We start from the raw sequence: 26,024 nt of genomic DNA, 5'->3' as shown, positions 1-26,024 counted from the left end.
CCAATACCGCTCGTGCCTGAAGGTCAACCGTCCCGCTCCCCAAATGAGGTGCAGCATGCGACGACCATATGACCGCGGCCCCCTTAGTTCACCCCGGCTGGGGATGGAAATAGTCGAAAATCCTGCGGGCGCTCTCGGCGCTCACCCCCGGAACCTTGCCGAGATCGGCGATCGAGGCCCGCTCGATCTCCTTCAGGGTTCCGAAATGGTGCAGCAAGGCACGTTTGCGTGACGGGCCGATGCCCGGAATCTCCTGCAAACCGGCCTCGCGGATGTCCTTCTTGCGCAGCTTGCGGTGCGAGCCGATGACGAAGCGGTGGGCCTCGTCGCGCAGGCGCTGGATGAAATAAAGCACGGGATCGCGCGGCTCCAGCTTGATCGCCTCGCGCTCCGGCATGAACAGGGTTTCGCGGCCGGCATCCCGGTCCGGTCCCTTGGCGACCGACATCAGCGACACCTGGGTCAGGCCGAGATTCGTAAAGATCTCCCGGACGGCGTTGAGCTGGCCGCGACCGCCGTCGATGATCACGAGGTCGGGCCATTGCGGGAAGTCGTCGTCCTTGGCCTTGCCGGCGGCGTCCTCGGGCGGATTGATCAGGCGCTTGAAGCGGCGCTCCAGCACCTCTTTCATCATGCCATAATCGTCGCCCGGCGTGAGCCCTTCCGACTTGATGTTGAACTTGCGGTACTGGTTCTTCACGAAACCATCGGGCCCGGCGACGATCATGGCGCCGACCGCATTGGTGCCCTGGATGTGGCTGTTGTCGTAGACCTCGATGCGCTTGGGCGAATGCGGCAGGCTCAGCGTCGTGGCCATGGCGTCGAGCAGGCGGCTCTGTGTCGCGGTGTCCGCGAGCTTGCGGCCCAACGCCTCGCGCGCATTGGTCAGCGCGTGGGCGACCAGCTCCTTCTTCTCGCCGCGCTTGGGCGCCGTGACCTCGATCTTGTGGCCGGCCTTGATCGACAGCGCATTGGCGAGCAGCTCGCTTTCCTCGATCTCGTGCGAGAGCAGGATGTTCTTCGGCGGCGGCTTGTCGTCGTAGAACTGGGCGAGGAAGGACCCCAGCACTTCCTCCGGCGTATAGGTCTTCTCTGCGCGCGGGAAATAGGCGCGGTTGCCCCAGTTCTGTCCGGTGCGGAAGAAGAACACTTCGACGCAGGAGAAGCCGCCCTCCTGGTGGATGGCGAACACGTCGGCTTCTTCCACCGTGCGCGGATTGATGCCCTGCTGCGACTGGATCGCCGACAGCGCGGCGAGGCGGTCGCGGTAGAGTGCCGCGGTCTCGAATTCGAGCTCGCCGGAGGCCTTCTCCATCTCGCCGGCAAGCTCCTGCTTCACCGCTTGGCTCTTGCCGGAGAGGAAGTCTGTCGCCTCGCGCACCAGCGTCGTATAGCCGGGGAAATCGATCTCGCGGGTACAGGGGCCGGCGCAGCGACGGATCTGGTAGAGCAGGCAGGGCCGCGAGCGGCTCTCGAAGAAGGAATCGGTGCAGGAGCGGATCAGGAACGCGCGCTGCAAGGCGGTGATGGTGCGGTTGACCGCACCGGCGGAAGCGAACGGGCCGAAATAGCGGCCGGGCCGCGACTGCGCACCACGATGCTTGAGGATCTGCGGCGCCCAATGGTCGCCGGTGATCAGGATGTAGGGAAACGACTTGTCGTCGCGCAGCTGCACGTTGAAGCGCGGCCGGAGCTGCTTGATGAGATTGGCTTCCAGCAGCAGCGCTTCGGTCTCGGTGTTGGTCGAGACGATCTCCACGGTCACCGTGGCTGCGATCATGCGCAGGATGCGCGCCGGTTGCGGCGCGCTCTGGCGCGCATAGTTCGACAGGCGCTTTTTGACGTTCTTGGCCTTGCCGACATAGAGCACGTCGGCATTGGCGCTGAGCATGCGATAGACGCCCGGCGAGGTGGGCGCGAGGCGGACCGCGCGCTCGATCGCTTCATGGCCGGTCGCCAGCGGCTCTTCGCCGACCGCGCCGCTCTCCTCCAGGATGTCAGGCAGCAGCGCGTCGTCCTCGTCCTCGCCAGCGGTGGTGGCGGGATCGAGGTCCGGCGGCGCCAGGCTCTCCGGCGGGGCGTCGGCCGTCGTGCCGCGCGGAGATTTGCGCGCGCGTGCGTCGTCCGGATTGTCGGTGGAATCGTGAGCCATGATGCGAATTTAAGCGCTGGGGGTGCCGATTTGAAGTTCCAGCCTTGCGGCACACACAGGATGGCGGCGCGGTTCCGGGTAACACTTGCTTAAGCCTGTTAAGAGCGTGGTAACCCGGCTTAACAGGCCTTTAACTTAAAACTCTCGATAAATCTTACGCGAAAAAGAGGAGGTTCCGTAACCATGCGATTTTGCCTTGCGCGGCGGCGCAGGCATCGCGGGGGGCGGCCGTTGCGTTGGAGAGTACCGATGAGGGGGTTCGTTGTAGGCGCAGCCGTGTTGGTTGCAGCCGGCTGGACAGCTTCGGCAGAGGCCGCCGATCTCAATTACGGGCAGGGTGCGCCCTACACCGTCAATCAGCCGCTCAATGCCTATAGTTGGGCCGGTCCGTATCTCGGTGCCAATCTCGGCTATGAGTGGGGCTCGGTGAGTAACTCGCCCGTCAAGCCCTCCGGTTTCGTCGGCGGTGTACAGGCCGGCTACAATTTCCAGAACGGTCCATGGGTGTTCGGCGTCGAGGGCGATATCCAGGCCGCGGGCGCTGATGACACCTTCGCGCCGTGGAAGTTCTCCAACCCCTGGTTCGGCACGCTGCGCGGCCGTGCGGGCTATGCCTTCAGCAACGTGCTGTTCTACGGCACCGCCGGCCTCGCCTTCGGCGAACTGCGCGCGCAGACATTCGGCTGGACGGAGTCGCACACCACCGCAGGCTGGACCATCGGTGCCGGCGCGGAAGTCGGCTTCGCGCCGAACTGGAGCGCCAAGCTCGAATATCTCTACATCGATCTGTCGACGAGCCAGTTCGCAATTACCGGCGTGTCAAACGGCTATAGCGCCAGCGTTGTGCGCGCAGGCGTGAACTATCACTTCTGATAGTTGAAGAAGAAAATACCGGACAACAGCCTCCCGGCCGCTCGCGGCCGGGATTTTTTTCGCCAGGTGTTCGCTCGAAAACGCTCTAGGAGACGATGACCAAATTGACTGCCTTTGGTCCCTTCCCCTTCTTGTCCGGCTCGACTTCAAAAGTAATGCGCTGTCCTTCGGCGAGATCTTTCAGTCCCGCCCGCTCCACAGCAGTAATGTGCACGAAGACGTCGCGCCCGCCGTCGTCGGGCTTGATGAAACCGTAGCCGCGCTCGCCGTTAAAAAACTTGACCGTTCCCGTCATGGCCATCGGGAAACTCCCCCTCATTGCTCCTCCGTCGCGACGCAGACTCACGTCACGACATGACCGGGCCTTACGAAGCCCGGGAGCTGGCCATCCTTGGGCGGACCTTTCTTTCGGTCCGATCGGATCTTTCTTAGGCCTTCACTCCGCCGCAACCATTCGCGGAAGCGGAACGTAAAGCCAGTCACGGAAACAGCATAATACGGTTCTCTGCAGATTGACTACCGCTCCTGCATCTTTTTCCCAAGAATGCCGGGGTGTTACGGTCTCGGCACCTCTAATCGGAATCTGGCAGCTCCGCCCTGTCCGAGCGGTATCTCCAGCTCGGGCAGGATCGTCTTGAGCTCGCCATGCAGCGTGTACGGCGGATTGACGATCAACAATCCGGCGGAGGTGAGGGCGGCGCCATCAAGCTGCGGCGCGACACTGAATTCGAGACGCAGACATTTTCCTGGCGGTTTTGCTGCGGCTGCGAGCCGCGCCACTGATTGCACCAGCGTGTCGGTGGCGCGCCGGCTCTTGGCCGGATACCAGATTACATAGATACCGGTCGGCCATTTGGTGAAAGCCGCCGCGAAGGCGTCGCCGAGCTTTTCGAACTCGTCTTTCGCCTCGAACGGCGGGTCGATCAGCACGAGCCCGCGCCGTTCCTTCGGTGGCACGAAGGCCGGCAGCGCGACCCAGCCGTCGAGATCGACCACGCGCGCCTGTTCGTCGCGGCGCAGCACACCGATCAGCGCCTTGCGCGCCTTCGGCTCGAGCTCGCAGGCAACGAGGCGGTCCTGCGGCCGCAGCAGGCCGCGCGTGATCAGCGGCGAACCCGGATAGGCCTTGAGCTCGCCCTTCGGATTGTAGGCGCGAACGATGTCGAGATAGGGCTTGGCCAGCGCCACGGCGTCGTTCGACAGGCGCGCCTGCATCAGCCGCGCGATGCCGGTCAGCCATTCGCCGCTACGGCGCGCCTCGTCGCTTTCGAGATCGTAGAGGCCAGCGCCGGCATGGGTGTCGATGACACGGAATGCCCCCGGCTTGTCCTGGAGGTAAGTAATGATGCGCGCGAGCACGATGTGCTTGATGACATCGGCGAAGTTTCCGGCGTGGAAGGCGTGACGGTAGTTCATGAGACAGGACTACGCTACGTCACGGCTTGAGCAAAGCGGGATGCGCGCCTGTGCCGGCATGGGCCCCGAATCTGCAGCGCACCGCCGAACCGGCGCTGCGTCCGGGGCACAAACACTTGGACTAGCCACCTCTGATCGGCGGCATCGTCACCTGGTCGCGGCGGCAGGCGCGGCGCTCGATCTCCTCGCAGGCCCGGAATTGCAGGTCCTTGCTGAGGCAGATGCGGACCTCGGAGAGCCGGGTCCGATTGCAGGTGACCGAGATGGCCGCGTTGCTCAGGCCCGCATTGGCCTTGATGAAGGCTTCCTCCACCTCGCCCGGCGCCACGGTCTTGGCCTGCGACAGTTCGAGATATTCCGCCGGGATCTTGATCGCGGCGCGCGCCTTTCGGATCGTCTCGAAATAATTGCGGCTGTCGAGCCCGGAGCAGGTGCCGTGCTTGTCCCACTCGTTGAAGATCAGCCCCGGCGCCGGCATCAAATCGAGCATCGAAGAGACGATGTTGCGGTTCAGGCGTGGCGACGGCCGCTGGCAATATTCAGGGAAGCCATTCTCATATTGCGGCCACAGCCCGTGCACCACGAACGCGTAGGGCCGCCCGCTGCACTGCATCTGCGAGCGACCACCGCCGCCGCCGCCGCGGTTGCGCTCGGACGCCTCCTCGCAGAACGAGGGCGACCATGACAGCGACAGCACATAGAAGTCGAATTCGCCGGGCGCGTTCTGCCGTTTGTCCTGGGCCTTCGCGCCGCCCGGCAGCGCGACCAGCCCGGCGGCCAGAACCAGGGGGAGGGTCAGTGAGATCACGAGACGGGTGAACGAACGCAATCTAAAATGAAACATGGCGACGCCCCTCAACTAGACTGTGCAATCAGCCTAGCAGGCAACAAGAACATTTCAAGAACAAAATTCGGGCCGGCCCGTCAGGCGCCTGATCAGTCCGATTCAGGCCTTTCGATCGAGGCTCAGGGCCTGGCGGCGCGGCAGGACGGATTGTAGGCCCAGTTGCGGTCAAGCCCGACCACGCACCATTCCACACCATTGCCGTAGCCGGAGAAGCCGCCATCCTCGATGATCGAGAAATGCACCTTGCGCACCTTGCCGTCATTGAGCATGGCGTCGCCGGTGCAATAGCGGCGCGGAATGTTGTCGGACTGCCAGGGCCGGAACGCGATCTCGTGAACGGCGGCGAAGCCGGTGATCTTCAACGAGGAATTCCAGAACGAGCTTTCCTTCTCCCAGAACTGGGTGGCGATGGTCGGCAGCGCCCTCTCGCAATCGACGACGGCGCCGTCATAGCGCGGCCCGTTCAGCCAGAAGTTCAGCTCCAGCGGATTGGCGGCCCTGGCCTCACCGAGCGACAGCGCTCCGAACATGAGGCCAAGCAAGGTGGCAAAGCGGAGCGATTTCAGGGGGAGGGCGCGCATGGGCAATCCGGACAGCTGGGTCTTGCGAAGGATGGACGGTGCCGCGAAGGCCGGGGCAGGTCAAGTGCAGCGCGGCAACACTTGGCCAAGAGTTGACCCCAACCTCGCAGCCGGCGGGGCATCAGTTCTTTTCATGGACCTCCCGGCACCGTAAACTGGCGCCAACCAATTGGAGTGACGGGAATGCGAATCATTGCGGCCGCGGGCTTTCTTGCCCTGGGTATGATGGCCAGCCAGTCGGCACGCGCCGATCTCCTTCCGGTGCCTCCGTTCAAGGGCAACGACACCGGCGGCATCATCGCTTATTCGCTGGCGACCCAGGCGGATGCGCGGCAGGTCGCGGTCGATCACTGCGCGCGCTACGGCAAGGTCGTGAAATTCCTCGCGGTGCAGGCCTTTGAGGGCGGCTACATCTCGTTCTCCTGCCGTTGGGTGCCCTATGGCGCTGCCCAACAGCCGATCCGCACGCTGTACTGAGGCGCTTTCGGAACGTCGGGAGCTTCCACATGACGCGCAAGCTCGCTTTGCTCGGCTCGGCCCTTTGTCTTGTGGTGTCGGCAGGCAGCGCCAGCGCCGACGATCTGCCGGTGCGCAAGGCCGGTCTCTGGGAAATGAAGATGGTCAGGACCGGCACGCCCATGCCCGAGATGACCATGCAGCACTGCACCGACGAGACCGTCGACAAGGAGATGAACAACAACGTCTCCCCGATGGCCAAGCAGATCTGCGCCAAGCAGGACATCAAGAAGACCGCGACCGGCTATGTCAGCGATTCCGAGTGCAACGTCGCCGGCATCAGCACGACCTCGCATGCCGAGATCACCGGCGATTTCAACTCGGCCTATACGGTGAAGACCTCGTCGCACGCGCAAGGCGGCGCCGCCGGCGCAGCAGGCCGCGACACCACGATGCAGCTCGAAGCCAAGTGGCTGGGGGCCTGCAAGCCCGACCAGAAGCCCGGTGACATCGTGATGCCCGGCGGCTTCAAGATGAACGTGCGCGACATGGACAAGCTGAAGGCGCTGTTGCCGAAGTAGGTTTGTCTTCCCTCTCCCCTTGTGGGAGAGGGTGGCTCGCCGCGTAGCGGCGAGACGGGTGAGGGGTCTCCGCGCGTGACTCTCTTACTTCTGAATTCGCGGAAACAACCCCTCATCCGGCGCTTCGCGCCACCTTCTCCCACAAGGGGCCTGTTGCGTAATTCGTCAATTGTGATTCCCTAGGGCAAAGCCTTGGAGGGTAGCGATGGCGGTCAAGCGGACGGGACAGCCGAGCTTTGTGGAAGCGCTGATGCCGAAGGGGGCCGGCGCCAATGCGGCGCTGGATCGGCTGGCTGGCCTGGTCAAGTGGTACCGGTTCGAGAAGCTGATCGGCCATTTGCGGGATGAAGGGAGCCCCGGTCGACCAGGCTATCCGGTGCTGGTGCTGTTTCGTGCTGTGCTGTTGCAGTCGCTGTATGGTCTTTCGGAGCGCGAACTCGAGGAAGCACTGGGCGACCGGTTGTCGTTCAAGCGCTTCGTCGGTTTGAGCCTTGAGGATGCGACGCCCGACCATACGGTCCTGAACCGCTTTCGGAACCAGCTTGTCGAACAAGGCCTGCTGGAGAAGCTGTTTGGTGAGCTGGATCGTCAGCTTGAGAATGCCGGCGTCATCCTCAAGCGCGGCACGATGCTGGATGCGACCTTGATCCAGGCGGTGTCGGCTCCTCCGAAGGAGGATCGCCCCTCAAACGATCCCGACGCCCGCTTCACCAAGCGGCAAGGCAAGAGCGGCACGACGTTCGGTTACAAGGCCCATGTCGGTGTCGACGAAGGATCCGGCTTGATCCGCACGGTACTGACCACACCGGCCAACATCAACGACACGACACCGGCGGACGCTTTGATCCGCGGCGATGAAGCTGCGGTGTGGGCCGATGCGGCTTACGACACCCATGCCCGACGGGCCCGGCTGAAGGCGGAGGGCAAGAAACCCCGCATTGCTCGTCGGCCCAACCGGCATCACCCGGAGTTGCCGCCGAGGCTCAAACGCTACAACCTCCTCATCGCGCGCCGCCGAGCCCAGGTCGAGACCACCTTCGCTACTCTCAAACGCCGCATGCGGCTGACCTGCATCCGCTACGTCGGTCTGATCAAGGCGACCGGGCAAGTTCTGCTCGCCTCAATCGCCTTCAACATGAGGCGGTGGGCCACGATCGCCGCGTGAGCTGCCCGCTGAGGGCAACAACTACAGATCTTCGCAGGCATTGCCAGGACCAAGGCCTTCTCTCCTGACGTCTTCAGCCTCAAAAGCCGATAACGCAACAGGCCCACAAGGGGAGAAGGAAGAGCAAAGCTACACCGGTATCCTGACGCTCGCCCTTAATCCCCCCATCGGGCTGTCGCCGAGGGTGATGTCGCCGCCATGCGAGCGCGCGATGTCGCGGGCGATGGCTAGCCCCAAGCCCGTGCCGCCTTCGTCCTGGTTGCGGGCGTTGTCGAGACGGAGGAACGGCTTGAACACCTCTTCGCGCAAGTGCGCGGGAATGCCGGGGCCGTCGTCCTCGACCGTGACGGTCAAATAACGGTGATCGCGCTGGCCGCTGATGGCGATGCTCTTGCCGTAGCGCGCCGCGTTGGTGACGAGGTTGGCGAGGCAGCGCTTGAACGAGGCCGGCTTCACGGTCACCACGGGCAGGCCGTGGAACGCGACGGTCGCGGTGTGGCCGTGGCGCTCGGCGTCGCTGCGCAGTTCCTCGAGCGCCTGCGCCATGTCGGTCGGCTGCGATTGCTCGCCGGAATCGCCGCGGGCAAATGCAAGGTAGTCCTCCAGCATCATCGACATCTCGTCGACGTCCTTGCGCATGCCTTCGAGCTCTGGGTTGTCGCCAATCAGCGCCAGCTCGAGCTTGAACCGGGTCAGGATGGTGCGCAGATCGTGGCTGACGCCGGCTAGCATCGCGGTGCGCTGCTCCATCGTGCGCTCGATGCGTGACTTCATCTCGAGGAAGGCGACCGCCGCGCGCCGTACCTCGCGCGCGCCGCGCGGCCTGAAGTTCGGCGCCTCGCGGCCCTTGCCGAAACTTTCGGCGGCGTCCGCCAGCCGCAGGATCGGTTTGATCTGGTTGCGTAGGAACAGCACCGCGACGATCAGGAGGATCGAGGACGTGCCGACCATCCAGAACAGGAAGATCTCCGAGTTCGAGGCATAGGCGGCGCTACGCTGCGCGAACACGCGCATCACGGCATCGTCGAGCTGGATGCGGATCTCGACGAGGTTGGAGCGGCCGACGGTGTCGATCCAGAACGAGCGTCCGATCTGGCGGCCGAGTTGCACCGACAGCGTCTGGTCGAGCAGCGAGAAGAACGGCTTTGGCCCCGGCGGCGGCATGTCACCGGCAGGCAGGAAGTCCACCACGAGGCCGAGGCGCTGCTGGGCGATGCGGCGGATCTCGTTGCGGTCCTTGTCCTGCGGATAGCCCTTGTAGACGTCGATCAGCGCGGCGATGTCCTGCACGACGGCAGCCGACAGGCGGCGCGTCACCGTGTTCCAGTGCCGCTCCATGAACACGAAGGCGACGACCGATTGCAGGATCACCATCGGTACGATCATGATGAGGAGCGCGCGCGCATAGAGGCCGGTCGGCATCCAGCCCTTGAACGCGTTGCCCATCCAGCCATTGGCGGCAGAGACGCGGCCGGCGGCGCTCTTCAACAGCGTCAGGCCGGTATCGATCGTGCTCATCGGTCGCGCTTCACTGCTTTATGGCGAGGCCACCAGGCGGTAGCCGATGCCGCGCACCGCCTGGAGGAACAGCGGATTGGCGGGGTCGGTCTCGATCTTGCGCCTGAGGCGGTTGATCTGCACGTCGACGGCGCGCTCGTTGACGCTGCCATTGCCGGTGAGCGCGCTGCGCGGCACGGTCTCGCCCGGGGTCTCCGAGAGAATCCGCAGCATCTCGCGCTCGCGGTCGGTGAGGTGAATGACTTCCTCGCCCTGGCGCAGCTCGCCGCGATCGAGATGGTAGACGTAAGGGCCGAACGCGATCTTCTCCACCGCGGCGGTTTGCGGCGGCGGTGCGGCGCGCTTGAGGATGTTGTTGATGCGCAGCGCAAGCTCGCGCGGCTCGAACGGTTTTGCCACGTAATCGTCGGCCCCGATCTGCAGGCCCTCGATGCGGGCTTCGGCCTCGTGCCGCGCCGTCAGCATCACGATCGGCACCGAGGATGAGGTCCGGATGAAGCGGGCGAGATCGAAGCCGGTCTCGCCGGGCATCATGACGTCGAGGATCAGGAGATCGAAATGCAGGCCCATGAGCTTCGAGCGTGCATCGCCGGCGCTTGCGGCGGTGGTGACGCGATAACCTTCGCTGGCGAGGAAGCGCGACAACAGATCGCGGATGCGGCGGTCGTCGTCGACCAGCAGCAGATGCGGCGCATCGTCGGCCGGTTCTACCGGCGGGCGGGCGAGCGTGGCAGCGAACGGCACGTTCACTCCTTTCCGTCCTGATTGACGTTGGCGAAGATCGTCTCCAGCACCTTGTCCGGATCGTCGCGGTCGATCATCGCGCGCAGGAAACGCTTGACGGTATCGGCATCCTGCGGCGCCAGCTCGGCGAGCGCCTTGGTGATCCGCGTGGTCTGGAGCCCGGCGAGCTTCTGCACCAGCGCCTCGCCCTTCGGCGTCGCGTAGAGCAGGCGCTGGCGGCGGTCATTGTCGCCGGTCTTCTGCACGATATAGCCCTCGTCCAGGAGCTGCTTGAGCACGCGGCCGAGCGACTGCTTGGTGATGCGCAGGACATCGAGCAGGTCGGCGACCTTGAGGCCGGGATAACGATAGACGAAATGCATGACCCGGTGGTGGGCCCGGCCGAAGCCGAAAGCCTCCAGCTCCTGGTCGGGATCGCCGACGAAATCACGATAGGCGAAGAACAGCAGTTCGATGATATCCCAGCGCAAATTGCCTCCATCGCCTGCGGCCGGCCGCGGCTCGGCTGCGTCTTGAGAGGGAGTTGCGAAATTTATGTCAGGCATATTGACGTATCTTGGGTTCAATGTTACAAAACGATCAGCCCGCACGAAATTTTAGATCGCTTCGCGTCGGGTGGCAGTTCTAGGAGCGGCCGGAGAGAGCCGGACAGGCGGCGACGGCCGAAGCAGATCTACCGTGCGATTGTCGAGCGGCATTTCGGCAAAACATACTGGACTTCCGCCTTCCGCAAAAGCATGTCCTCGGCGACATGCTGGCCACGGAAACCGGCCGTAACAAGGCTGGCGGCGGTCCAGCCACAACCTAATCAAGCCAGCCGGGCCCAAACAGGGCAGGCGGGCGCCAGAACAGCGCCGCTACCGGCAGCGGGAGGCAAGGACATGAGTATGAAATTCGACATCCAGCCCGCATCCAATCCGACATCCGAGAAGGACCGCGTCGCCAAGCTGGTGGATCCCGGCTTCGGTCGGGTTTTCACCGATCACATGGCGATCGTCCGCTACAACCAGGCCAAGGGCGGCTGGTACGAAGCACGCATCGAGGCGCGCGCCAACTTCCAGCTCGATCCGGCCGGCGCGGTCCTGCACTACGCGCAGGAAATCTTCGAAGGCCTCAAGGCCTACAAGCGTGACGACGGCGGCGTGAACCTGTTCCGCCCCGACGCCAATGCGCGGCGCTTCAAGGACTCCGCCGACCGCATGGCGATGGCGCAGCTGCCCGAGGACGTCTTCATCGAGGCGGTCGAGCAGGTCGTGCGCATCGATCGCGCCTGGATGCCGGGCGGCGAGGGCAGCCTTTATCTGCGCCCCTTCATGATCGCGAGCGAGACCTTCCTCGGCGTCAAGCCGTCGTCCGAATACATCTTCGCGGTGATCGCTTCGCCGGTTGGCTCCTATTTCAAGGGCGGACCTGCGCCGGTCTCGATCTGGGTCTCGGAGAACTACACCCGTGCCGCGATCGGCGGCACCGGCGCCGTCAAGTGCGGCGGCAATTATGCCGCGAGCCTGCGTGCGCAGGCCGAAGCGATCCAGCACGGTTGCGATCAGGTCGTCTTCCTCGACGCGGTCGAGCGCCGCTACATCGAGGAGCTCGGCGGCATGAACGTCTTCTTCGTGTTCGAGGACGGCTCGCTCTCGACGCCGCCGCTCGGCACGATCCTGCCCGGCATCACCCGCGACTCCATCATCGCGCTCGCGAAGGATGCCGGCAAGACGGTGCGCGAGGAGCCGTACTCGCTCGACCAGTGGCGCAAGGATGCGGCGAGCGGCAAGCTGAAGGAAGCGTTCGCCTGCGGCACCGCTGCCGTGATCTCGCCGATCGGCAAGGTGCGCTCGGTGAGCGGCGATTTCGAGATCAGCGGCGGCGCCGCCGGCCCCGTCGCCACAGGCCTGCGCAAGCAGCTCATCGACATCCAGTACGGCCGCACCAACGATCCGCACAACTGGATCCGCAAGGTGTTTTGATCGACGGCGATTACGTTTCCCCTCTCGCACAAGGGAGAGGGGAAACGCGCAACGTTTGTGGCTTATTGCGCACTGAACGTGCTGCTGCCGACACGCGACAAAGCCAGGAGACATCGAAGCATCCTGGACATCGCGAACATGGCAACAAAACTCTCCCAGCCCATGAAATGGGTCGTTCTCGCCGCAATCACCGGCGTCAGCGTTCTCGGCATCCTGACCATCGGGCCCATGCCGGAGGTCGTCGCACAAGACCGCTCGCCGATCGTCGACGTGCGCACCACCGATCCCGAGATGAACACCGCGATCGCGCGCGCTCGCGGCACGCTTCCCACCTTCTGGGCGTCCTATGACGCGCCAAAGCCGTCGGAGACCGGGCACGCCTTGAAGGTGCGCTTTTCGACCCGCAGGGGCGGAGAGCATATCTGGATCGGCGACGTGAAGAAGCTGCCGAACGGTACCTATTCGGGCCTCTTCGCCAACGAGCCGCGCGATCTGCCGGGCAAGCGGGCCGGCGACGCGGTCAAGTTCAGCGAAGCCGACATTTCAGACTGGATGTTCATGCGCAACGGCAAGATCGTCGGCGGCGAAACCATCAAGCCGACGCTGAAGTCGCTGCCAAAGGCGGACGCCGATGCCCTGAGGGCGCGGATGGAGCAGCCGTAGATTCTCTTCCCCTCTCCCCGCAAGCGGGGCGAGGTAAAGCGAACTTCGGTTGCCGCACCGCGCGTCGGCTGGTAAACGCCGCGCATGGCCGAGAAACCCAAAAAACCCCAGAAACTGAAGGCGCGCCTGCCGCGCGGGCTCGAGGATCGCGACCCCACCGCGATCCGGGCGACGCGCGAGATGGTCGAGAAGATCCGCGCCGTCTACGAGCTCTACGGGTTCGAGCCCGTGGAAACGCCGGCGATGGAATACACCGATGCGCTCGGCAAGTTCCTGCCCGACCAGGACCGTCCGAACGAGGGCGTGTTCTCGTTCCAGGACGATGACGAGCAGTGGATCAGCTTGCGCTACGATTTGACCGCGCCACTCGCCCGCTATGTCGGCGAGCGATACGGCACCGACGGTCTGGTCCTGCCCTACCGCAGCTACCGCGTCGGCTACGTGTTCCGCAACGAGAAGCCCGGCCCCGGCCGCTTCCGCCAGTTCATGCAGTTCGATGCCGACACGGTCGGCTCGGCGACGCCGGCGGCGGATGCCGAGATCTGCATGATGGCCGCGGACACGATGGAGGCGCTCGGTATTGCGCGCGGCTCCTATGTCGTGAAGGTCAACAACCGCAAAGTGCTCGACGGCGTTCTGGAAGCCATCGGGCTCGGCGGTGACGAGAATGCCGCGCGCAGACTGACTGTGCTGCGCGCGATCGACAAGCTCGACAAGTTTTCCGCCGACGAAGTGCGCAAGCTGCTCGGTCCCGGACGATGGGATGGCGGCGAAGAAGGCAAGGGCGACTTCACGAAAGGCGCCAATTTGAGCGAAGCTGAGGCCGACGTCGTTCTCGCCATCACCAAACCGCGCGACGATTGGAAAGAGGCCGTCGCCGCGGCGGAAACTTACCTCGCCAAGAGCGAGATTGGTCAGGCCGGCGTGAGCGAGCTGGAAGAGATTGCCAAGCTGGTGACAGCGTCGGGTTATGGCGCGGACCGCATCAAAATCGATCCCTCCGTCGTGCGCGGCCTCGAATATTACACCGGCCCCGTCTATGAGGTTGAACTGCTGCTCGAGACCAAGGACGAGAAGGGCCGGCCCGTGCGGTTCGGCTCCGTCGGCGGCGGCGGACGTTACGACGGACTCGTTTCGCGCTTCCGCGGTGAGCCAGTGCCGGCGACCGGGTTCTCGATCGGCGTGTCCAGGCTCCAGGCCGCGCTGACGCTGCTCGGCAAGCTCGACACGCGGCCCGAATTCGGCCCCGTCGTCGTCACCGTGTTCGATCGCGACCGCGTCGCGGACTATCAGAAAATGGTGGCGTCCTTGCGCGCTGCCGGCATCCGCGCCGAGCTCTATCTCGGCAATCCCAAGAACATGGGCAACCAGCTCAAATATGCCGACCGCCGCAACTCACCTTGCGTGATCATCCAGGGCTCGGATGAAAAGGCGCGCGGCGAGCTGCAGATCAAGGATCTGATCGAAGGCGCCAAGGCCGCTGCCGCCATCGCCTCCAACCAGGAGTGGCGCGAGAGCCGTCCGGCGCAGTTCTCGTGCAGCGAAGCCGACCTCGTCGCCAAGGTGCGCGAAGTCCTGGGCCGCCATGACGTAAAGTGGGGATAGCCATTCCGGAAGGCCGTCACGCCCGGGCTTGTCCCAGGCATCCACGTCTTGTTTGATGGCGACCGTCAATGGCCGGTGTTCGGCCGCAAGGGAGAGAACGATGCCTGAGATTACCGTCAGCATGGCCGAAGGCCGCACCGACGAGCAGAAGGCCGGCATGATGCGCGACATCACCCAGGCCCTGGTGAAGAATCTCGGCGTCGATGCCGATGCCGTCGTCATCCAGATCAACGAAGCCCCGCTCCGTCACAAGATGAAGGGCGGCAAGACCTTTGTGGAGCGCGCGGCGGCTGCGAAGAAATAGCCAGCGCTATATCGGCAGTCTCTACTGTCGTCCCCGCCGAGTGCGCAATTGCGCACGAAAGCGGGGACCCATAACCACAGGCAGTGGTTATTTGGCGAGCTGGTAACTCGGAGTCTTCGCCAAACTACTCCCTGTGGTTATGGGTCCCGGACCAGCGCTCCGCTTCGCTGCGCTTGTCCGGGACGACAGCGGAGTTTGAGGCCCCCATGGACGCACGCGACTTCATCAAGGTCGGCATGAGCGCCGAGCGCACGCTGGTGGTGCCGGCTGAGCGCACGGTCGGGCATTTCGTGCCCGGCATGCCCATGGTCTATGCGACGCCGATGATGATCCTGGAGATGGAGATGACGTCGGGCGATGCGATCCGCGCCGCGCTTCAGCCGGGCTGGGTCACTGTCGGCACCGAGGTCGACATCCGCCATCTCGCAGCCGCTCTCGTCGGCGCGACGGTGCGGACCACCGCGAAGGTGGTCGCGGTCGAGCGCCGCGTCATCCGCTTCGAGGTCGAGGCGTTCGAGGGCACGCGCAGGCTCGGCGAGGGCCGCCATGCGCGCGGGCTTGTGAATGTCGAGATGTTCAACAAGCGGCTGGGGGCGTAGCGGCGAGCGCGAATGTCGTAGGGTGGGCAAAGGCGCGAAGCGCCGTGCCCACCATCTTTCGGGATCGCGAACGAAGTTGGTGGGCACGCTTCCGCCTTCGCTCGTCGAGCTTCGGCGGACAAGCCGCTTTGCCCACCCTACGACACCTCGCTATTTCGCCAGCTCCTTCGACCGCTTCGTCGCGGCCGCGATCGCGCTGATCATCAGATCGCGCAGGCCCGGCTCGCCCATCAGCACGCCGAGTGCTGCGGCGGTGGTGCCGCCGGGCGAGGTGACGTTCTGGCGCAGCGTGCTGGAGGGAAGCTCCGACTGATGCAGAAGTTCACCAGAGCCGGCGACGGTTTCGCGTGCAAGCTTCGTCGCCAGCGCTTCGGGCAGTCCGGCCTCGACGCCGGCGCGCGCGAGCTCTTCGGCGAGCAGGAACACATAGGCCGGGCCTGAGCCGGACACCGCGGTGACCGCATCCATCAGGCCTTCATCCTCGACCCATTCGACCGAGCCGGTGGCACGCAGCAGCGCATCGGCTACCGCGCGCTGCGTGGTGCTGACGTTCTTCGCCGCGACGGCGACCGTGATGCCGCGACCGATCGCGGCCGGCGTGTTCGGCATCGCGCGCACCACGGCACCGCCGCAGACCTCTTCGAGCGATGCGATCGTGGTTCCCGCCATGATCGAGACCACCGATGTTTTCTCCGAGACGAACTGCTTCAGCTTGGCGCCGGCCTCGCGGAACATCTGCGGCTTCACCGCGACGACCAGTGTCTCGACTGTGCCGGCGGCCTTGACATCGGGATTGAGCGCAACGCCGTTGGCGGCAAGAGCGGTGATCTCAGATGAAATGTGCGGATCGATCACCGCGACGCGGCGCGGGTCGAGCCCGCCCGCAAGCCATCCGGTCAGCATCGCGCCGCCCATCTTGCCGGCGCCGGCGAGGAGGATGGTGCCGGTGATGTTCTTGAGAGTGCTGCTGTCTGCCACTGTGGTCACCACAAACAAAGGTGTCGTCCCGGCGAAGGCCGGGACCCATAACCACAGGCGGTTCTAGTGGATGGAGGGCGGAGCAACAAGCATCGCGCGATACGGAGAACTCGCGCGGTAAGGGTCCGGATCTGCGCCCCGCTTGTCCGGCACGATGCTGAGGAGGGGGCGCGCGCCCCTCACCATCTTGGAGAGAGGCCTTACGCCTCTCCGACCGTGTCGAACATCGCCGCGTCCATCGCCTGCGCGGTGGTCTTACCGGCCCACACCACGAACTGGAACGCGGGAAAGTAGCGCTCGCAGGCATGGATGGCCCCGGCGAGCATGGCCTCGCATTGCGCGGTCGAGGCGGTGAGCCCGCCCGGCAGCACCAGGGCCTGGCGGTGCATGATCATGCCGGTGTTGGTCCACAGGTCGAAATGGCCGACCCACAATTGCTCGTTGACCGCAGCGACGAGACGTTGCACTTCGCCCCGCCGCGCAACCGGAATCTTCATGTCGAAGGCGCAAGCCAGATGCAGCGCCTCGATCTCACCCATCCAGGTGAAGGAGATCTGATAGTCGGTCCATTGTCCCTTGGAGACAATCGTGAGCTCGTCTTCGCCGGAGCGTTCGAACGGCCAGTTGTTGCTGGCAGCGATGTCCTCGACCACCGCGAGCGGGTGATTTCTGGAATCGATAGTGCCTTCGAGCAGGGACATTCCGTCTCGACCTCTTGCCTTTTTGTTGTCTTTGATACGCACGCGGTCGGCCCGGCGCGCTCCCTCAACGTCGCTGTCGCGATCCCCTCGGATCAGCGCGAGCCTGTCGCGGATCAAGTGATGTGATTTGCGGAATCTGCGCAACTGGCTGCCGAGTCCGTCCACAAGCCAGGACTCGTTCGTCCACAGCTCATCTCCGCCACAATTCTTAACGAATGAGAACAAATCGGAATCGGATTCGCCGATGGCGCGCCAATCGTTAATTCCGCCGGGCGAGGGCACACCCGTCATGGCGGCATGGGACCATGCGGTTTTTCATGCGGAACGCGCTTGCTGCGGCCGCCGGGCGGCGTCATATTTCCGGTCAGGCCGTTCATCCCGGGCGGCCGATGTTCTCAGGGCGGGGTGAAAGTCCCCACCGGCGGTAAGGGTCGCAAGGCCCAAGCCCGCGAGCGCCTTCCCCCAGGAATCTTCCTGAAAAGGAATTTTGCCGAAGGGAAGGGTCAGCAGATTCGGTGCAACTCCGAAGCCGACGGTTAAAGTCCGGATGAAAGAGAACGGTCGGTGGCAGACGCATCGCAAGGTGCGGCTGCTTGTCGTTCCGTGTGCCCTGATTCTGGTCCTTTGAAGGAAAGCCATGAATCAGATGTTGCAAGACCCCCAAACCGAAACTTCCGAAGTCACCCAACCGCCGGTTCCGCAGGATCCGGCACCCGAGCATCCGCGCTTCGCGAAACCGCAGCGGGTGGCCTTCGTGCAGGCCTGCTGGCATCACGACGTGGTCGAGGAGGCCCGCATCGCCTTCGTGAAGGAGGCGGCCGCGCGTCACCTCAATCATGTCGACGTGTTCGAGGTGCCGGGCTCGTTCGAGATCCCGCTGCATGCGCAGATCCTCGCCAAGACGCGGCGCTACACCGCGATCGTCGCGGCGGGCCTCGTTGTCGATGGCGGCATCTACCGACACGAGTTCGTCGCCGACACCGTCATCAAGGCGCTGATGGACGTGCAGCTGCGCACCGAGGTGCCGGTGTTCTCAGCGGTGCTGACGCCGCAGCAATTCCACGAGACCGAGGTGCATTACGATTTCTTCCGCAGGCATTTTGCGATCAAGGGCGTCGAGGTCGCCGCAGCCTGCGCCGAGACGTTGCTCGGCCTGGAGCGCCTGCGCGGCCAGGTCGCGGCGGGCATTGTGTAGCCGTCCGCTCACACGCCGCTGATTGTCAATCCCGTCGCCGTCCCTATAAAGTCGGCGGCGGGAGGAGGCCGTGCCGTGGAGACGGACGGCCGACAAGATCATGTTCGAAGGACACGATCCCTATCTCGTCGCGCTCTCTGTGGCGGTCGCGAGTCTGGGTGGCTATACCGGCTTTGCGCTTGCTGCTCGCATCCGCAACACGCCCGGCGTCAGCAACCGCGTTCTGCTCGCGGGTGCGGCCGCGTTTCTGGCCGTCGGCATCTGGACCATGCATTTCGTCGGCATGCTGGCTGCGCCGCTGCCGCCGGACACGGTCTATCTCGTTCTTCCCACCATCATCTCGTTCCTGATCTGCGCGCTGGTGGTCGGCATCTCCTTGTTCTTTGTCTCGATCGGCGAGCCATCCCTGAAGCGAGTGGCCTCGTCGGCCGTTTTGCTCGGCGTCGGCATCGCCAGCATGCATTATGTCGGCATCCACGGCCTCGCCGGTCATTTCATTATCGTCCACGACCGGACCATGGTGCTGCTCTCGGTCGTGGTCGCAATCGTCACGGCCTATGGCGGCCTGCGCGCCTTCCTGGCGCAGCAGGAGGGCGTCCGGCTGATCGTCAGCTCGATTGTTTTTGGCGTCGCCGTCTCCGGCATGCATTACACGGCGATGCTGGGTATGCATTTCGAGCCGCTGACCGGTGCGGCGCATCACCACGCCGGCGGCGGTCTTGCCGCGTCGCAACAAATCTTGTCGATCATCGTTGCGGTGCTGTGCTTCGTCATCGCAGCCGGCTTCCTGCTGTCGCTGGTTCCCGACCAGCGGCGTCAGACTTCGACCTCTGTTGCCGCCGAACCGGTTGCTTCGCCGGTCGCGGTGGCCGCCATCGAACTGATCGCTGCGCCGGCTGCAGCTCCGCGCCCGGTGGCACCCCTCGGCGGTCTCGGCCAGCCGCCCCGCGCGCCGGTTCCCCGATTGCCGGTCGAGAGCGCCGACGGCACGCACTTCATCGAGACAGCCAATGTCCGCAGCGTCCGGGCCGATGCGCACTACACCCGTGTTCACGACGGCACCCGCGAGCGAATGTGCCCCTGGTCGATCTCGGAGGCCGAGGCGCAGCTCGATCCCTCGCTGTTCCTCCGGGTGCACCGCAGCCATATCGTTGCCATCCCCCATGTCGCATTGGTCCGCAAAGAGGGGGATGGCGCCGTGCTCGAGCTCGACGGTCCGTCGCCGCATCGGGTCCCGGTCAGCCGTGCCAAGATAGCCGAGGTGAAGGCAAGGTTGGGGCTAGCGAACCGGCGGCACGCGTAGAGTCGGGCCGCACGGGAGGCGCGTTCTTTCTTACCCCCCTGGTGGGGGAGGGTCGCTTCGCATGGAGCGGAGCGTAATGCGGAGCGGGGTGGCGTGACGGTCCCTCCGCGATGAATACTGCCCGAGTGGAGAGATCACCCCACCCCGCCGGCGCTTCGCGCGGTCGACCCTCCCCCTCCAGGGGAGGGTAAGTGGCCGCCGCCATACGTCGCTACCCCTGACGCAATTCGTGCGTTCCCCGCCGCAACTCGTGCGAAATCCGCTGTTCCGTGCCCGAATGATTGCGGCGCGCCCCTCTCGGAGTGAGCCTCCCCTCAACGTCCGCGCCGTCACGCGCAAAGGACGACGAGGAGGAGATGATGATCCCAGGCTCATTCAGCTATCACCGGCCGGCGTGTGTCGCCGATGCCGTCAAGCTATTGTCAGACCTCGGCGAGGATGCCCGGCCTCTGGCCGGCGGGCATAGCCTGGTGCCGATGATGAAGCTTCGGCTCGCCACCCCCGCCCATCTGATCGACCTGCACGGCATCGCCGCCCTCAAGGGCATCAGCCGCGACGGCAACAATCTGGTCATCGGCGCGATGACCACCCAGCACGAGCTGCTGGTCTCGGACGACGTTGCCAAGTCGATGCCGATCCTGCATGAAGCGGCACTGCTGATCGCCGACCCGCAGGTGCGCTACCGCGGCACGATCGGCGGCAATGTCGCCAATGGCGATCCCGGCAACGACATGCCGGCGCTGATGATGACCTTGGGGGCAACCTATCGCCTCGAAGGCCCGGGTGGCTCCCGCGACGTCGCGGCGGCCGACTTCTATCAGGGCGCCTATTTCACCGCGCTCGAGCCGGGCGAGATCCTGACCTCCGTCTCGGTTCCCGTGCCCGCGGCCGGCCACGGCTACGCCTACGAAAAACTCAAGCGCAAGGTCGGAGACTACGCCACCGCCGCCGCCGCCGTCGTTCTCACCATGGCGAGTGGCAAGGTCGCGACCTGCGCGATCGGGCTCACCAACGTCCACGAGACGCCGCTGCTGGCTGCCGATGCCGCCAAGGCCGTGATTGGCACCAGCCTCGATGCGGCGACGTTGAAGAAGGCCGCCGCTGCGGCCGCAGCGATCATGGCGCCAGCTGCGGATGCCCGCGGCCCGGTCGAATACCGAAAACATGTCGGCGGCATCATGGTGACGCGCGCGCTTCAGCGCGCCGCCGCTGTCGCGAAGTAAGGGAGAGGGATCGATGGCTAAAACACACGTCACCATGAAGGTGAACGGCGCCGAGGTCGAAGGCCTCGTCGAGCCGCGCACGCTGCTGGTGCATTTCATCCGCGAGAATCTGCAGATGACCGGCACCCATATCGGCTGCGAGACGACGCATTGCGGCGCCTGCACCGTCGATATCGACGGCATGTCGGTGAAGTCCTGCACCATGTTTGCGGTGCAGGCCGATGGCAGTGACATCACCACGATCGAAGGCATGGCCAATGCCGACGGCACGCTCTCGGCGCTCCAGGAAGGTTTCCGCATGATGCACGGTCTGCAATGCGGCTTCTGCACGCCCGGCATGATTGTCCGCGCGCATCGGCTGCTGAAGGAAAATCCCTCGCCGAGCGAGCCGGAAATCCGCATGGGCATCTCCGGCAACATCTGCCGCTGCACCGGCTACCAGAACATCGTCAAAGCCATTCAATACGCCGCCGCAAAGATCAACGGCGTGGAATTCCAGGAGGCCGCAGAATGAACGACCTCACTCCCACGCGGGAACAACGCACCGCCGCACTCGAAGGCATGGGCTGCAAGCGCAAGCGCGTCGAGGATATCCGCTTCACCCAGGGCAAGGGCAATTACGTCGACGACGTCAAGCTGCCCGGCATGCTGCACGGCGACTTCGTCCGCTCGCCGCATCCGCATGCGCGCGTCAAGAAGATCGACGACAGCGCGGCGCTAAAGGTGCCCGGCGTGCTCGCGGTCATCACCGCTGAGACGCTGAAGACCGTGAACCTCGCCTGGATGCCGACCTTGGCCGGCGACGTGCAGATGGTTCTGGCCGACGGCAAGGTGCTGTTTCAGAATCAGGAGGTCGCCTTCGTTGTCGCCACCGACCGCTATGCGGCGGATGACGGCATCAACGCGGTTGTCGTCGAATACGAGCCGCTGCCTCCGCTGGTCGATCCCTTCAAGGCGATGGACAAGGATGCGCCGGTGCTGCGCGAGGATCTCGTCGGCAAGATGTCCGGCGCGCATGGTCCGCGCAAGCACGACAACCACATCTTCGAGTGGACCGTCGGCGACAAGGAATTGACCGACGCGGCCTTCAACAAGGCCGAGGTCAAGATCAAGGAGATGATCTCCTACCACCGCACCCATCCATCGCCGCTGGAGACCTGCCAGTGCGTCTGCTCCTTCGACAAGTTCAAGGGCGAGCTGACGATTTACGGCACGTTCCAGGCCCCGCACGTGATCCGCACCGTGGTGGCGCTGATCGCAAAAATTCCGGAGCACAAGATCCACGTCATCGCGCCCGACATCGGCGGCGGTTTCGGCAACAAGGTCGGCGCCTATCCCGGTTATATCTGTGCGGCGGTGGCCTCCATCGTCACCGGCAAGCCGGTGAAATGGGTCGAGGACCGCATCGAGAACCTCACCGCGACCTCGTTCGCGCGCGACTATCACATGACCACCGAGATCGCCGCGACCAAGGACGGCAAGGTCACCGGCCTTCGTGTCCACGTGCTCGCCGATCACGGTGCGTTCGACGCCTGCGCCGACCCGTCGAAATGGCCTGCCGGCTTCTTCAACATCGTCACTGGCTCCTATGACTTCCCGACCGCACATCTGGCTGTCGATGGCGTCTACACCAACAAGGCGCCGGGCGGCGTCGCCTACCGTTGCTCGTTCCGCGTCACGGAGGCGGCCTACTGCATCGAGCGCGCCATGGATATTCTGGCGCAGAAGCTCAACATGGACCCCGCTGAACTCCGGCTGAAGAACTTCATCAAGCCGGAGCAGTTCCCCTATCACTCGGCGCTCGGCTGGGAATACGATTCCGGCGACTACCACACCGCCATGCGCAAGATGATGGAGACGACCGGCTACGCCGCGCTCCGGAAGGAGCAGGCGGAGAAGCGTGCCGCGTTCGCGCGGGGGGAGACCCGCGAGATCATGGGGCTCGGCATCTCCTTCTTCACCGAGATCGTCGGTGCTGGCCCGTCGAAGAACTGCGACATCCTCGGCATCGCCATGTTCGATTCCTGCGAGATCCGCATGCATCCGACCGGTGCGGGCATCGCGCGCATGGGCACCAAGAGCCAGGGCCAGGGTCACGAGACCACCTGGGCCCAGATCATCGCGACCGAGATCGGCATTCCCGCCGACAACATCATGGTGGAGGAGGGCAACACCGACACCGCGCCCTACGGGCTCGGCACCTACGGTTCGCGCTCGACGCCGGTGGCGGGCGCGGCGATCGCGATGGCTGCGCGAAAAATCAAGGCCAAGGCGCAGATGATCGCGGCCTACAAGCTCGAGGTCCACGAGGACGATCTCGAATTCGACATCGACGGTTTCCGGGTGAAGGGCCTGCCGGAGAAGTTCATGTCGATGAAGGACATCTGCTGGGCGGCGTACAACTCGGTGCCGCCAGGCATGGAGCCCGGGCTGGAGGCGGTCAGCTATTACGATCCGCCCAACATGACCTATCCGTTCGGCGCCTATCTCTGCGTGATGGACATCGATGTCGATACCGGCGTGTACAAGGTCCGGCGCTTCTACGCGCTCGACGATTGCGGCACCCGCATCAACCCGATGATCATCGAGGGTCAGGTGCATGGCGGCCTCACCGAAGCTTTCGCCATCGCGATGGGCCAGGAGATCCGCTACGACGAGGTCGGCAACGTCGTCACCGGCTCGTTCATGGACTTCTTCATGCCGACCGCGGTGGAGACGCCGCATTGGGAGACCGACTTCACTGTCACCCCGTCGCCGCATCACCCGATCGGCGCCAAGGGCGTCGGCGAAAGCCCGAATGTCGGCGGCGTGCCGGCCTTCTCCAACGCCGTCAACGACGCGTTCTCGTTCTTAGGCTCCACGCACATCCAGATGCCGCATGATTTCTGGCGCAACTGGAAGGCGGCGAAGGATCTGGGCGCGGTGGCGTAGGGTGATTGGCGAAAGCCGGGCCTTCATCCTTCGAGACGCGGCGTACGCGCCGCTCCTCAGGATGAGGTCATAGACCCTCATGGTGAGGAGCGCGTCTTCGCGCGTCTCGAACCATGAAGGCCACGGAACGTGCGGCATTTAGTTCGAGGACCAATGAAGAATCGAGACGAGATCGCGCAAGCCTTGGCCGCATCGGGCTATATCGCCGATGCGGACCTTGCGACCGCGATCTCGCTGATGCAATTGTTGCGGCGTCCGCTGCTGCTCGAAGGCGAAGCGGGCGTCGGCAAGACGGAAGTGGCGAAAGCACTTGCAAAAGTGCACGCGACCGAGCTGATCCGGCTGCAATGCTACGAGGGCCTCGATCAGTCCTCCGCGCTCTACGAGTGGAATTACCAGCGCCAATTGCTGGCGATCCAGGCCCATCGTGGCAGCGATAGCATCGAGGACCAGGTGTTCTCGGAAAAATACCTGCTCGAGCGCCCCTTGCTCGCCGCGATCCGCCGGCCGAGGGCGCCGGTGCTGCTGATCGACGAGATCGACCGGGCCGACGACGAGTTCGAGGCCTTCCTGCTGGAATTGCTGTCCGACTTCCAGGTCTCGATCCCCGAGCTCGGCACGATCGCGGCCGTCACGATCCCGCATGTCGTGCTGACCTCGAACGGCACGCGCGAACTGTCCGACGCGTTGCGCCGGCGCTGCCTCTATCACTATGTCGAATATCCCGACGTCGACCGCGAGACTCGCATCATCCTGACGCGCGTCATGGGCGCCAGCCCGTCGCTGTCGCTCCAGATCGCGCGCATGGTCGAGGGTGTGCGCAAGGAGGAACTGCGAAAAGTCCCGGGCGTGGCGGAGACGCTGGATTGGGCGGCAGCTCTCGTCGGCCTCGACGTAACCAATCTTCACGACGCACCCGAGACTGTGCATGAGACGCTCGTCTGCCTGTTGAAGACTCACGAAGACCGCGCCCGTGTCACGCCAGAGGTGACGCAGCGCCTGCTGGGAAAGGTCGCATGAGCTGCTGTGGCTCCAGCCCCGGATATGATGACCTCAACGAGGTCTCGCGCCTCGTCTCCGCGAAGCTTGCGGCGTTCCTGCGCACGCTGCGCGAGGCCGGCTTTCGCGTCGGGCTTGCCGAGGGGCAGGATGCGGCGACGCTGATGTCATCGGGCTATGCGGCCCGGCCGAACCTGCTGCGCGCGGCGTTCAAGCACCTGTTCTCGGCACGCAAATCCGACTGGGACAAGTTCGACGGGCTGTTCGATGCATTCTGGCTCGGGAAGCGTGTGCGCTCGCGTTCCCGCACGATTGGATCCGCGCCGGGCGCCAGCAATCCTTCGCTGAAAAGCTTGCAAGAAAAGGCGGCGGAGCAGGGCAGTAACCAGTCCGCCGTCGACCAGCTTCCGTCCTCCGACGACGCGCCGGAAGGCCGCTCCGGCGAGGGCCGCATGGAAGGTGCTTCACGCGCCGACAATCTTGCCGAGGTCGATTTCCGAAAGCTGAGCGATCCAGATCAGGTCGCGCAGGCCCATGAGGCCGCAGCAGCGCTCGCCAAGGCAATGCGCACGCGGCTGACCCGGCGCGATCTCGCGCGCCGGCGCGGCTACCGGCTTGATCTCCGCCGCACCATTCATCGCAACATCAGCCATGGCGGCGTTCCTATCAGCCTGGTGAAACGCCAGCGCAAGGACAAGCCGTTGCGGCTCGTCGTGCTGCTCGATGCCTCGGGATCGATGAGCATGTACACGTCAGTCTTCCTGCGCTTCATCCACGGTGTGCTCGACCAGTTCCGCGAGGCCGAGGCGTTCCTGTTCCACACGCGGCTCGCCTATGTCTCCGATGCGATGAAGGAGAAGGATGCCGGCCGCGCGCTCGACCGGCTCTCGATCATGGCGCAAGGCGCGGGTGGCGGCACCAGGATCGGCGAGTGCTTGCAAACCTTCAATCGCTGGCACGCCGCGCGCGTGATCCATTCCCGCAGCTGCGTGATGATCGTGTCCGACGGCTACGAGACCGGGGATGCCGCATTGCTTGGCCGCGAGATGGCGGCGTTGCACCGGCGCTGTCGCCGCATCGTCTGGCTCAACCCGATGATGGCGTGGGAGGGCTACACGCCCGAAGCGCGGGGCATAAGAGCTGCGTTGCCGCATGTCGATCTCTATGCGCCCGCGAATTCGCTGCAAAGCCTGCGCGCGCTCGAACCCTATTTGGCGAAGCTCTGA

The 26,024-nt window shown here is 64.5% G+C and carries 26 protein-coding genes and 1 riboswitch; of the genes, 16 read left to right on the top strand and 10 right to left on the bottom strand.

Annotation, left to right across the window (positions count from 1 at the left end; translation table 11 throughout):
• Positions 1-88: 88 nt before the first annotated feature.
• On the bottom strand, positions 89-2,152 hold the full coding sequence (uvrC, locus tag AB7Z56_RS37965; RefSeq protein WP_085403343.1) for an excinuclease ABC subunit UvrC: 2,064 nt from the start codon (positions 2,150-2,152) through the stop codon (positions 89-91).
• A 249-nt stretch (positions 2,153-2,401) separates the two neighbouring features.
• Between uvrC and AB7Z56_RS37960 the strand changes: the two genes are divergently transcribed.
• Positions 2,402-3,025 carry an outer membrane protein gene (locus AB7Z56_RS37960; protein ID WP_014491976.1) on the top strand — a complete coding sequence of 208 codons (624 nt, stop codon included), beginning with the start codon at positions 2,402-2,404 and terminating at the stop codon, positions 3,023-3,025.
• An 85-nt stretch (positions 3,026-3,110) separates the two neighbouring features.
• On the opposite strand, the gene AB7Z56_RS37955 is transcribed toward AB7Z56_RS37960, so the two are convergent.
• From AB7Z56_RS37955 to AB7Z56_RS37940, 4 genes are all read right to left on the bottom strand, one after another.
• Positions 3,111-3,326, bottom strand: a complete 216-nt coding sequence (locus AB7Z56_RS37955; protein ID WP_063986700.1) for a cold-shock protein — start codon at positions 3,324-3,326, stop codon at positions 3,111-3,113.
• Between the two features lie 254 nt (positions 3,327-3,580).
• Positions 3,581-4,441, bottom strand: a complete 861-nt coding sequence (locus AB7Z56_RS37950; RefSeq protein WP_063985579.1) for a 23S rRNA (adenine(2030)-N(6))-methyltransferase RlmJ — start codon at positions 4,439-4,441, stop codon at positions 3,581-3,583.
• A 121-nt stretch (positions 4,442-4,562) separates the two neighbouring features.
• Positions 4,563-5,285, bottom strand: coding sequence for a ribonuclease T2 family protein (locus AB7Z56_RS37945; protein ID WP_063985578.1), 723 nt, complete (start codon positions 5,283-5,285; stop codon positions 4,563-4,565).
• Positions 5,286-5,407: 122 nt separating this feature from the next.
• On the bottom strand, positions 5,408-5,869 hold the full coding sequence (locus AB7Z56_RS37940; RefSeq protein WP_063985577.1) for a hypothetical protein: 462 nt from the start codon (positions 5,867-5,869) through the stop codon (positions 5,408-5,410).
• A gap of 183 nt (positions 5,870-6,052) precedes the next feature.
• Here AB7Z56_RS37940 and AB7Z56_RS37935 point away from each other — a divergent pair, with 183 nt between their 5' ends.
• The 3 genes from AB7Z56_RS37935 (at position 6,053) to AB7Z56_RS37925 (ending at position 8,071) form a co-directional block, all read left to right on the top strand.
• On the top strand, positions 6,053-6,346 hold the full coding sequence (locus AB7Z56_RS37935) for a hypothetical protein (RefSeq protein ID WP_063985576.1): 294 nt from the start codon (positions 6,053-6,055) through the stop codon (positions 6,344-6,346).
• A gap of 29 nt (positions 6,347-6,375) precedes the next feature.
• Positions 6,376-6,906, top strand: a complete 531-nt coding sequence (locus AB7Z56_RS37930; protein ID WP_063985575.1) for a DUF3617 domain-containing protein — start codon at positions 6,376-6,378, stop codon at positions 6,904-6,906.
• Positions 6,907-7,111: 205 nt separating this feature from the next.
• Entirely contained in the window at positions 7,112-8,071 is a 960-nt protein-coding gene (locus AB7Z56_RS37925; protein ID WP_166348444.1) for an IS5 family transposase, read from the top strand.
• A gap of 129 nt (positions 8,072-8,200) precedes the next feature.
• Here AB7Z56_RS37925 and AB7Z56_RS37920 read toward each other — a convergent pair whose 3' ends face one another.
• The 3 genes from AB7Z56_RS37920 to AB7Z56_RS37910 are packed head-to-tail and all read right to left on the bottom strand — an operon-like array spanning position 8,201 to position 10,878.
• Complete coding sequence (locus AB7Z56_RS37920) at positions 8,201-9,589, bottom strand: ATP-binding protein (protein WP_063985574.1); 1,389 nt, start codon at positions 9,587-9,589, stop codon at positions 8,201-8,203.
• 18 nt (positions 9,590-9,607) lie between these two features.
• Positions 9,608-10,339: a response regulator gene (locus AB7Z56_RS37915; protein WP_028169830.1), complete on the bottom strand. Its 732-nt coding sequence runs from the start codon at positions 10,337-10,339 to the stop codon at positions 9,608-9,610.
• Positions 10,336-10,878, bottom strand: coding sequence for a MarR family winged helix-turn-helix transcriptional regulator (locus AB7Z56_RS37910; protein WP_063985573.1), 543 nt, complete (start codon positions 10,876-10,878; stop codon positions 10,336-10,338). Before AB7Z56_RS37910 ends, AB7Z56_RS37915 begins: the two co-directional genes overlap by 4 nt.
• A gap of 336 nt (positions 10,879-11,214) precedes the next feature.
• On the opposite strand from AB7Z56_RS37910, the gene AB7Z56_RS37905 reads away from it, so the two are divergent.
• The 5 genes from AB7Z56_RS37905 (at position 11,215) to AB7Z56_RS37885 (ending at position 15,468) form a co-directional block, all read left to right on the top strand.
• A complete protein-coding gene (locus tag AB7Z56_RS37905; protein WP_063985572.1) occupies positions 11,215-12,297 on the top strand; it encodes a branched-chain amino acid aminotransferase in 1,083 nt (360 codons plus the stop codon).
• A gap of 138 nt (positions 12,298-12,435) precedes the next feature.
• Positions 12,436-12,960, top strand: coding sequence for a YegJ family protein (locus tag AB7Z56_RS37900; RefSeq protein WP_063986699.1), 525 nt, complete (start codon positions 12,436-12,438; stop codon positions 12,958-12,960).
• A gap of 84 nt (positions 12,961-13,044) precedes the next feature.
• On the top strand, positions 13,045-14,565 hold the full coding sequence (hisS, locus tag AB7Z56_RS37895; protein ID WP_063985571.1) for a histidine--tRNA ligase: 1,521 nt from the start codon (positions 13,045-13,047) through the stop codon (positions 14,563-14,565).
• Positions 14,566-14,620: 55 nt separating this feature from the next.
• Complete coding sequence (locus tag AB7Z56_RS37890) at positions 14,621-14,869, top strand: tautomerase family protein (RefSeq protein ID WP_071909549.1); 249 nt, start codon at positions 14,621-14,623, stop codon at positions 14,867-14,869.
• A 206-nt stretch (positions 14,870-15,075) separates the two neighbouring features.
• Positions 15,076-15,468, top strand: coding sequence for a thioesterase family protein (locus AB7Z56_RS37885; protein WP_063985570.1), 393 nt, complete (start codon positions 15,076-15,078; stop codon positions 15,466-15,468).
• A gap of 150 nt (positions 15,469-15,618) precedes the next feature.
• Here AB7Z56_RS37885 and proC read toward each other — a convergent pair whose 3' ends face one another.
• A complete protein-coding gene (gene proC, locus AB7Z56_RS37880) occupies positions 15,619-16,455 on the bottom strand; it encodes a pyrroline-5-carboxylate reductase (RefSeq protein ID WP_231143637.1) in 837 nt (278 codons plus the stop codon).
• 191 nt (positions 16,456-16,646) lie between these two features.
• Positions 16,647-17,147, bottom strand: a complete 501-nt coding sequence (locus AB7Z56_RS37875; RefSeq protein WP_028151553.1) for a YbjN domain-containing protein — start codon at positions 17,145-17,147, stop codon at positions 16,647-16,649.
• A 387-nt stretch (positions 17,148-17,534) separates the two neighbouring features.
• Positions 17,535-17,710, top strand: a riboswitch (FMN riboswitch).
• Positions 17,711-17,784: 74 nt separating this feature from the next.
• Between AB7Z56_RS37875 and AB7Z56_RS37870 the strand changes: the two genes are divergently transcribed.
• The 7 genes from AB7Z56_RS37870 (at position 17,785) to AB7Z56_RS37840 (ending at position 26,024) form a co-directional block, all read left to right on the top strand.
• Positions 17,785-18,342 (top strand): 6,7-dimethyl-8-ribityllumazine synthase, encoded by a 558-nt coding sequence (locus tag AB7Z56_RS37870; RefSeq protein WP_063985568.1) that lies wholly within the window; start codon positions 17,785-17,787, stop codon positions 18,340-18,342.
• A gap of 100 nt (positions 18,343-18,442) precedes the next feature.
• On the top strand, positions 18,443-19,645 hold the full coding sequence (locus tag AB7Z56_RS37865) for an MHYT domain-containing protein (protein WP_063986698.1): 1,203 nt from the start codon (positions 18,443-18,445) through the stop codon (positions 19,643-19,645).
• 359 nt (positions 19,646-20,004) lie between these two features.
• Positions 20,005-20,868, top strand: a complete 864-nt coding sequence (locus tag AB7Z56_RS37860) for an FAD binding domain-containing protein (protein ID WP_283017728.1) — start codon at positions 20,005-20,007, stop codon at positions 20,866-20,868.
• A gap of 13 nt (positions 20,869-20,881) precedes the next feature.
• A complete protein-coding gene (locus AB7Z56_RS37855) occupies positions 20,882-21,382 on the top strand; it encodes a (2Fe-2S)-binding protein (RefSeq protein WP_063985567.1) in 501 nt (166 codons plus the stop codon).
• Entirely contained in the window at positions 21,379-23,799 is a 2,421-nt protein-coding gene (locus AB7Z56_RS37850) for an aerobic carbon-monoxide dehydrogenase large subunit (RefSeq protein ID WP_063985566.1), read from the top strand. The genes AB7Z56_RS37855 and AB7Z56_RS37850 overlap by 4 nt, the downstream gene beginning before the upstream one ends.
• A 153-nt stretch (positions 23,800-23,952) precedes the next feature.
• On the top strand, positions 23,953-24,819 hold the full coding sequence (locus tag AB7Z56_RS37845) for an AAA family ATPase (RefSeq protein ID WP_063985565.1): 867 nt from the start codon (positions 23,953-23,955) through the stop codon (positions 24,817-24,819).
• Positions 24,816-26,024 carry a vWA domain-containing protein gene (locus tag AB7Z56_RS37840; protein ID WP_063985564.1) on the top strand — a complete coding sequence of 403 codons (1,209 nt, stop codon included), beginning with the start codon at positions 24,816-24,818 and terminating at the stop codon, positions 26,022-26,024. Before AB7Z56_RS37845 ends, AB7Z56_RS37840 begins: the two co-directional genes overlap by 4 nt.

It is taken from the genome of Bradyrhizobium sp. 482_C4_N1_8 (assembly GCF_052075965.1).
GTDB lineage: Bacteria > Pseudomonadota > Alphaproteobacteria > Rhizobiales > Xanthobacteraceae > Bradyrhizobium > Bradyrhizobium barranii.
This window is presented reverse-complemented; position numbering and strand designations above follow the sequence as displayed.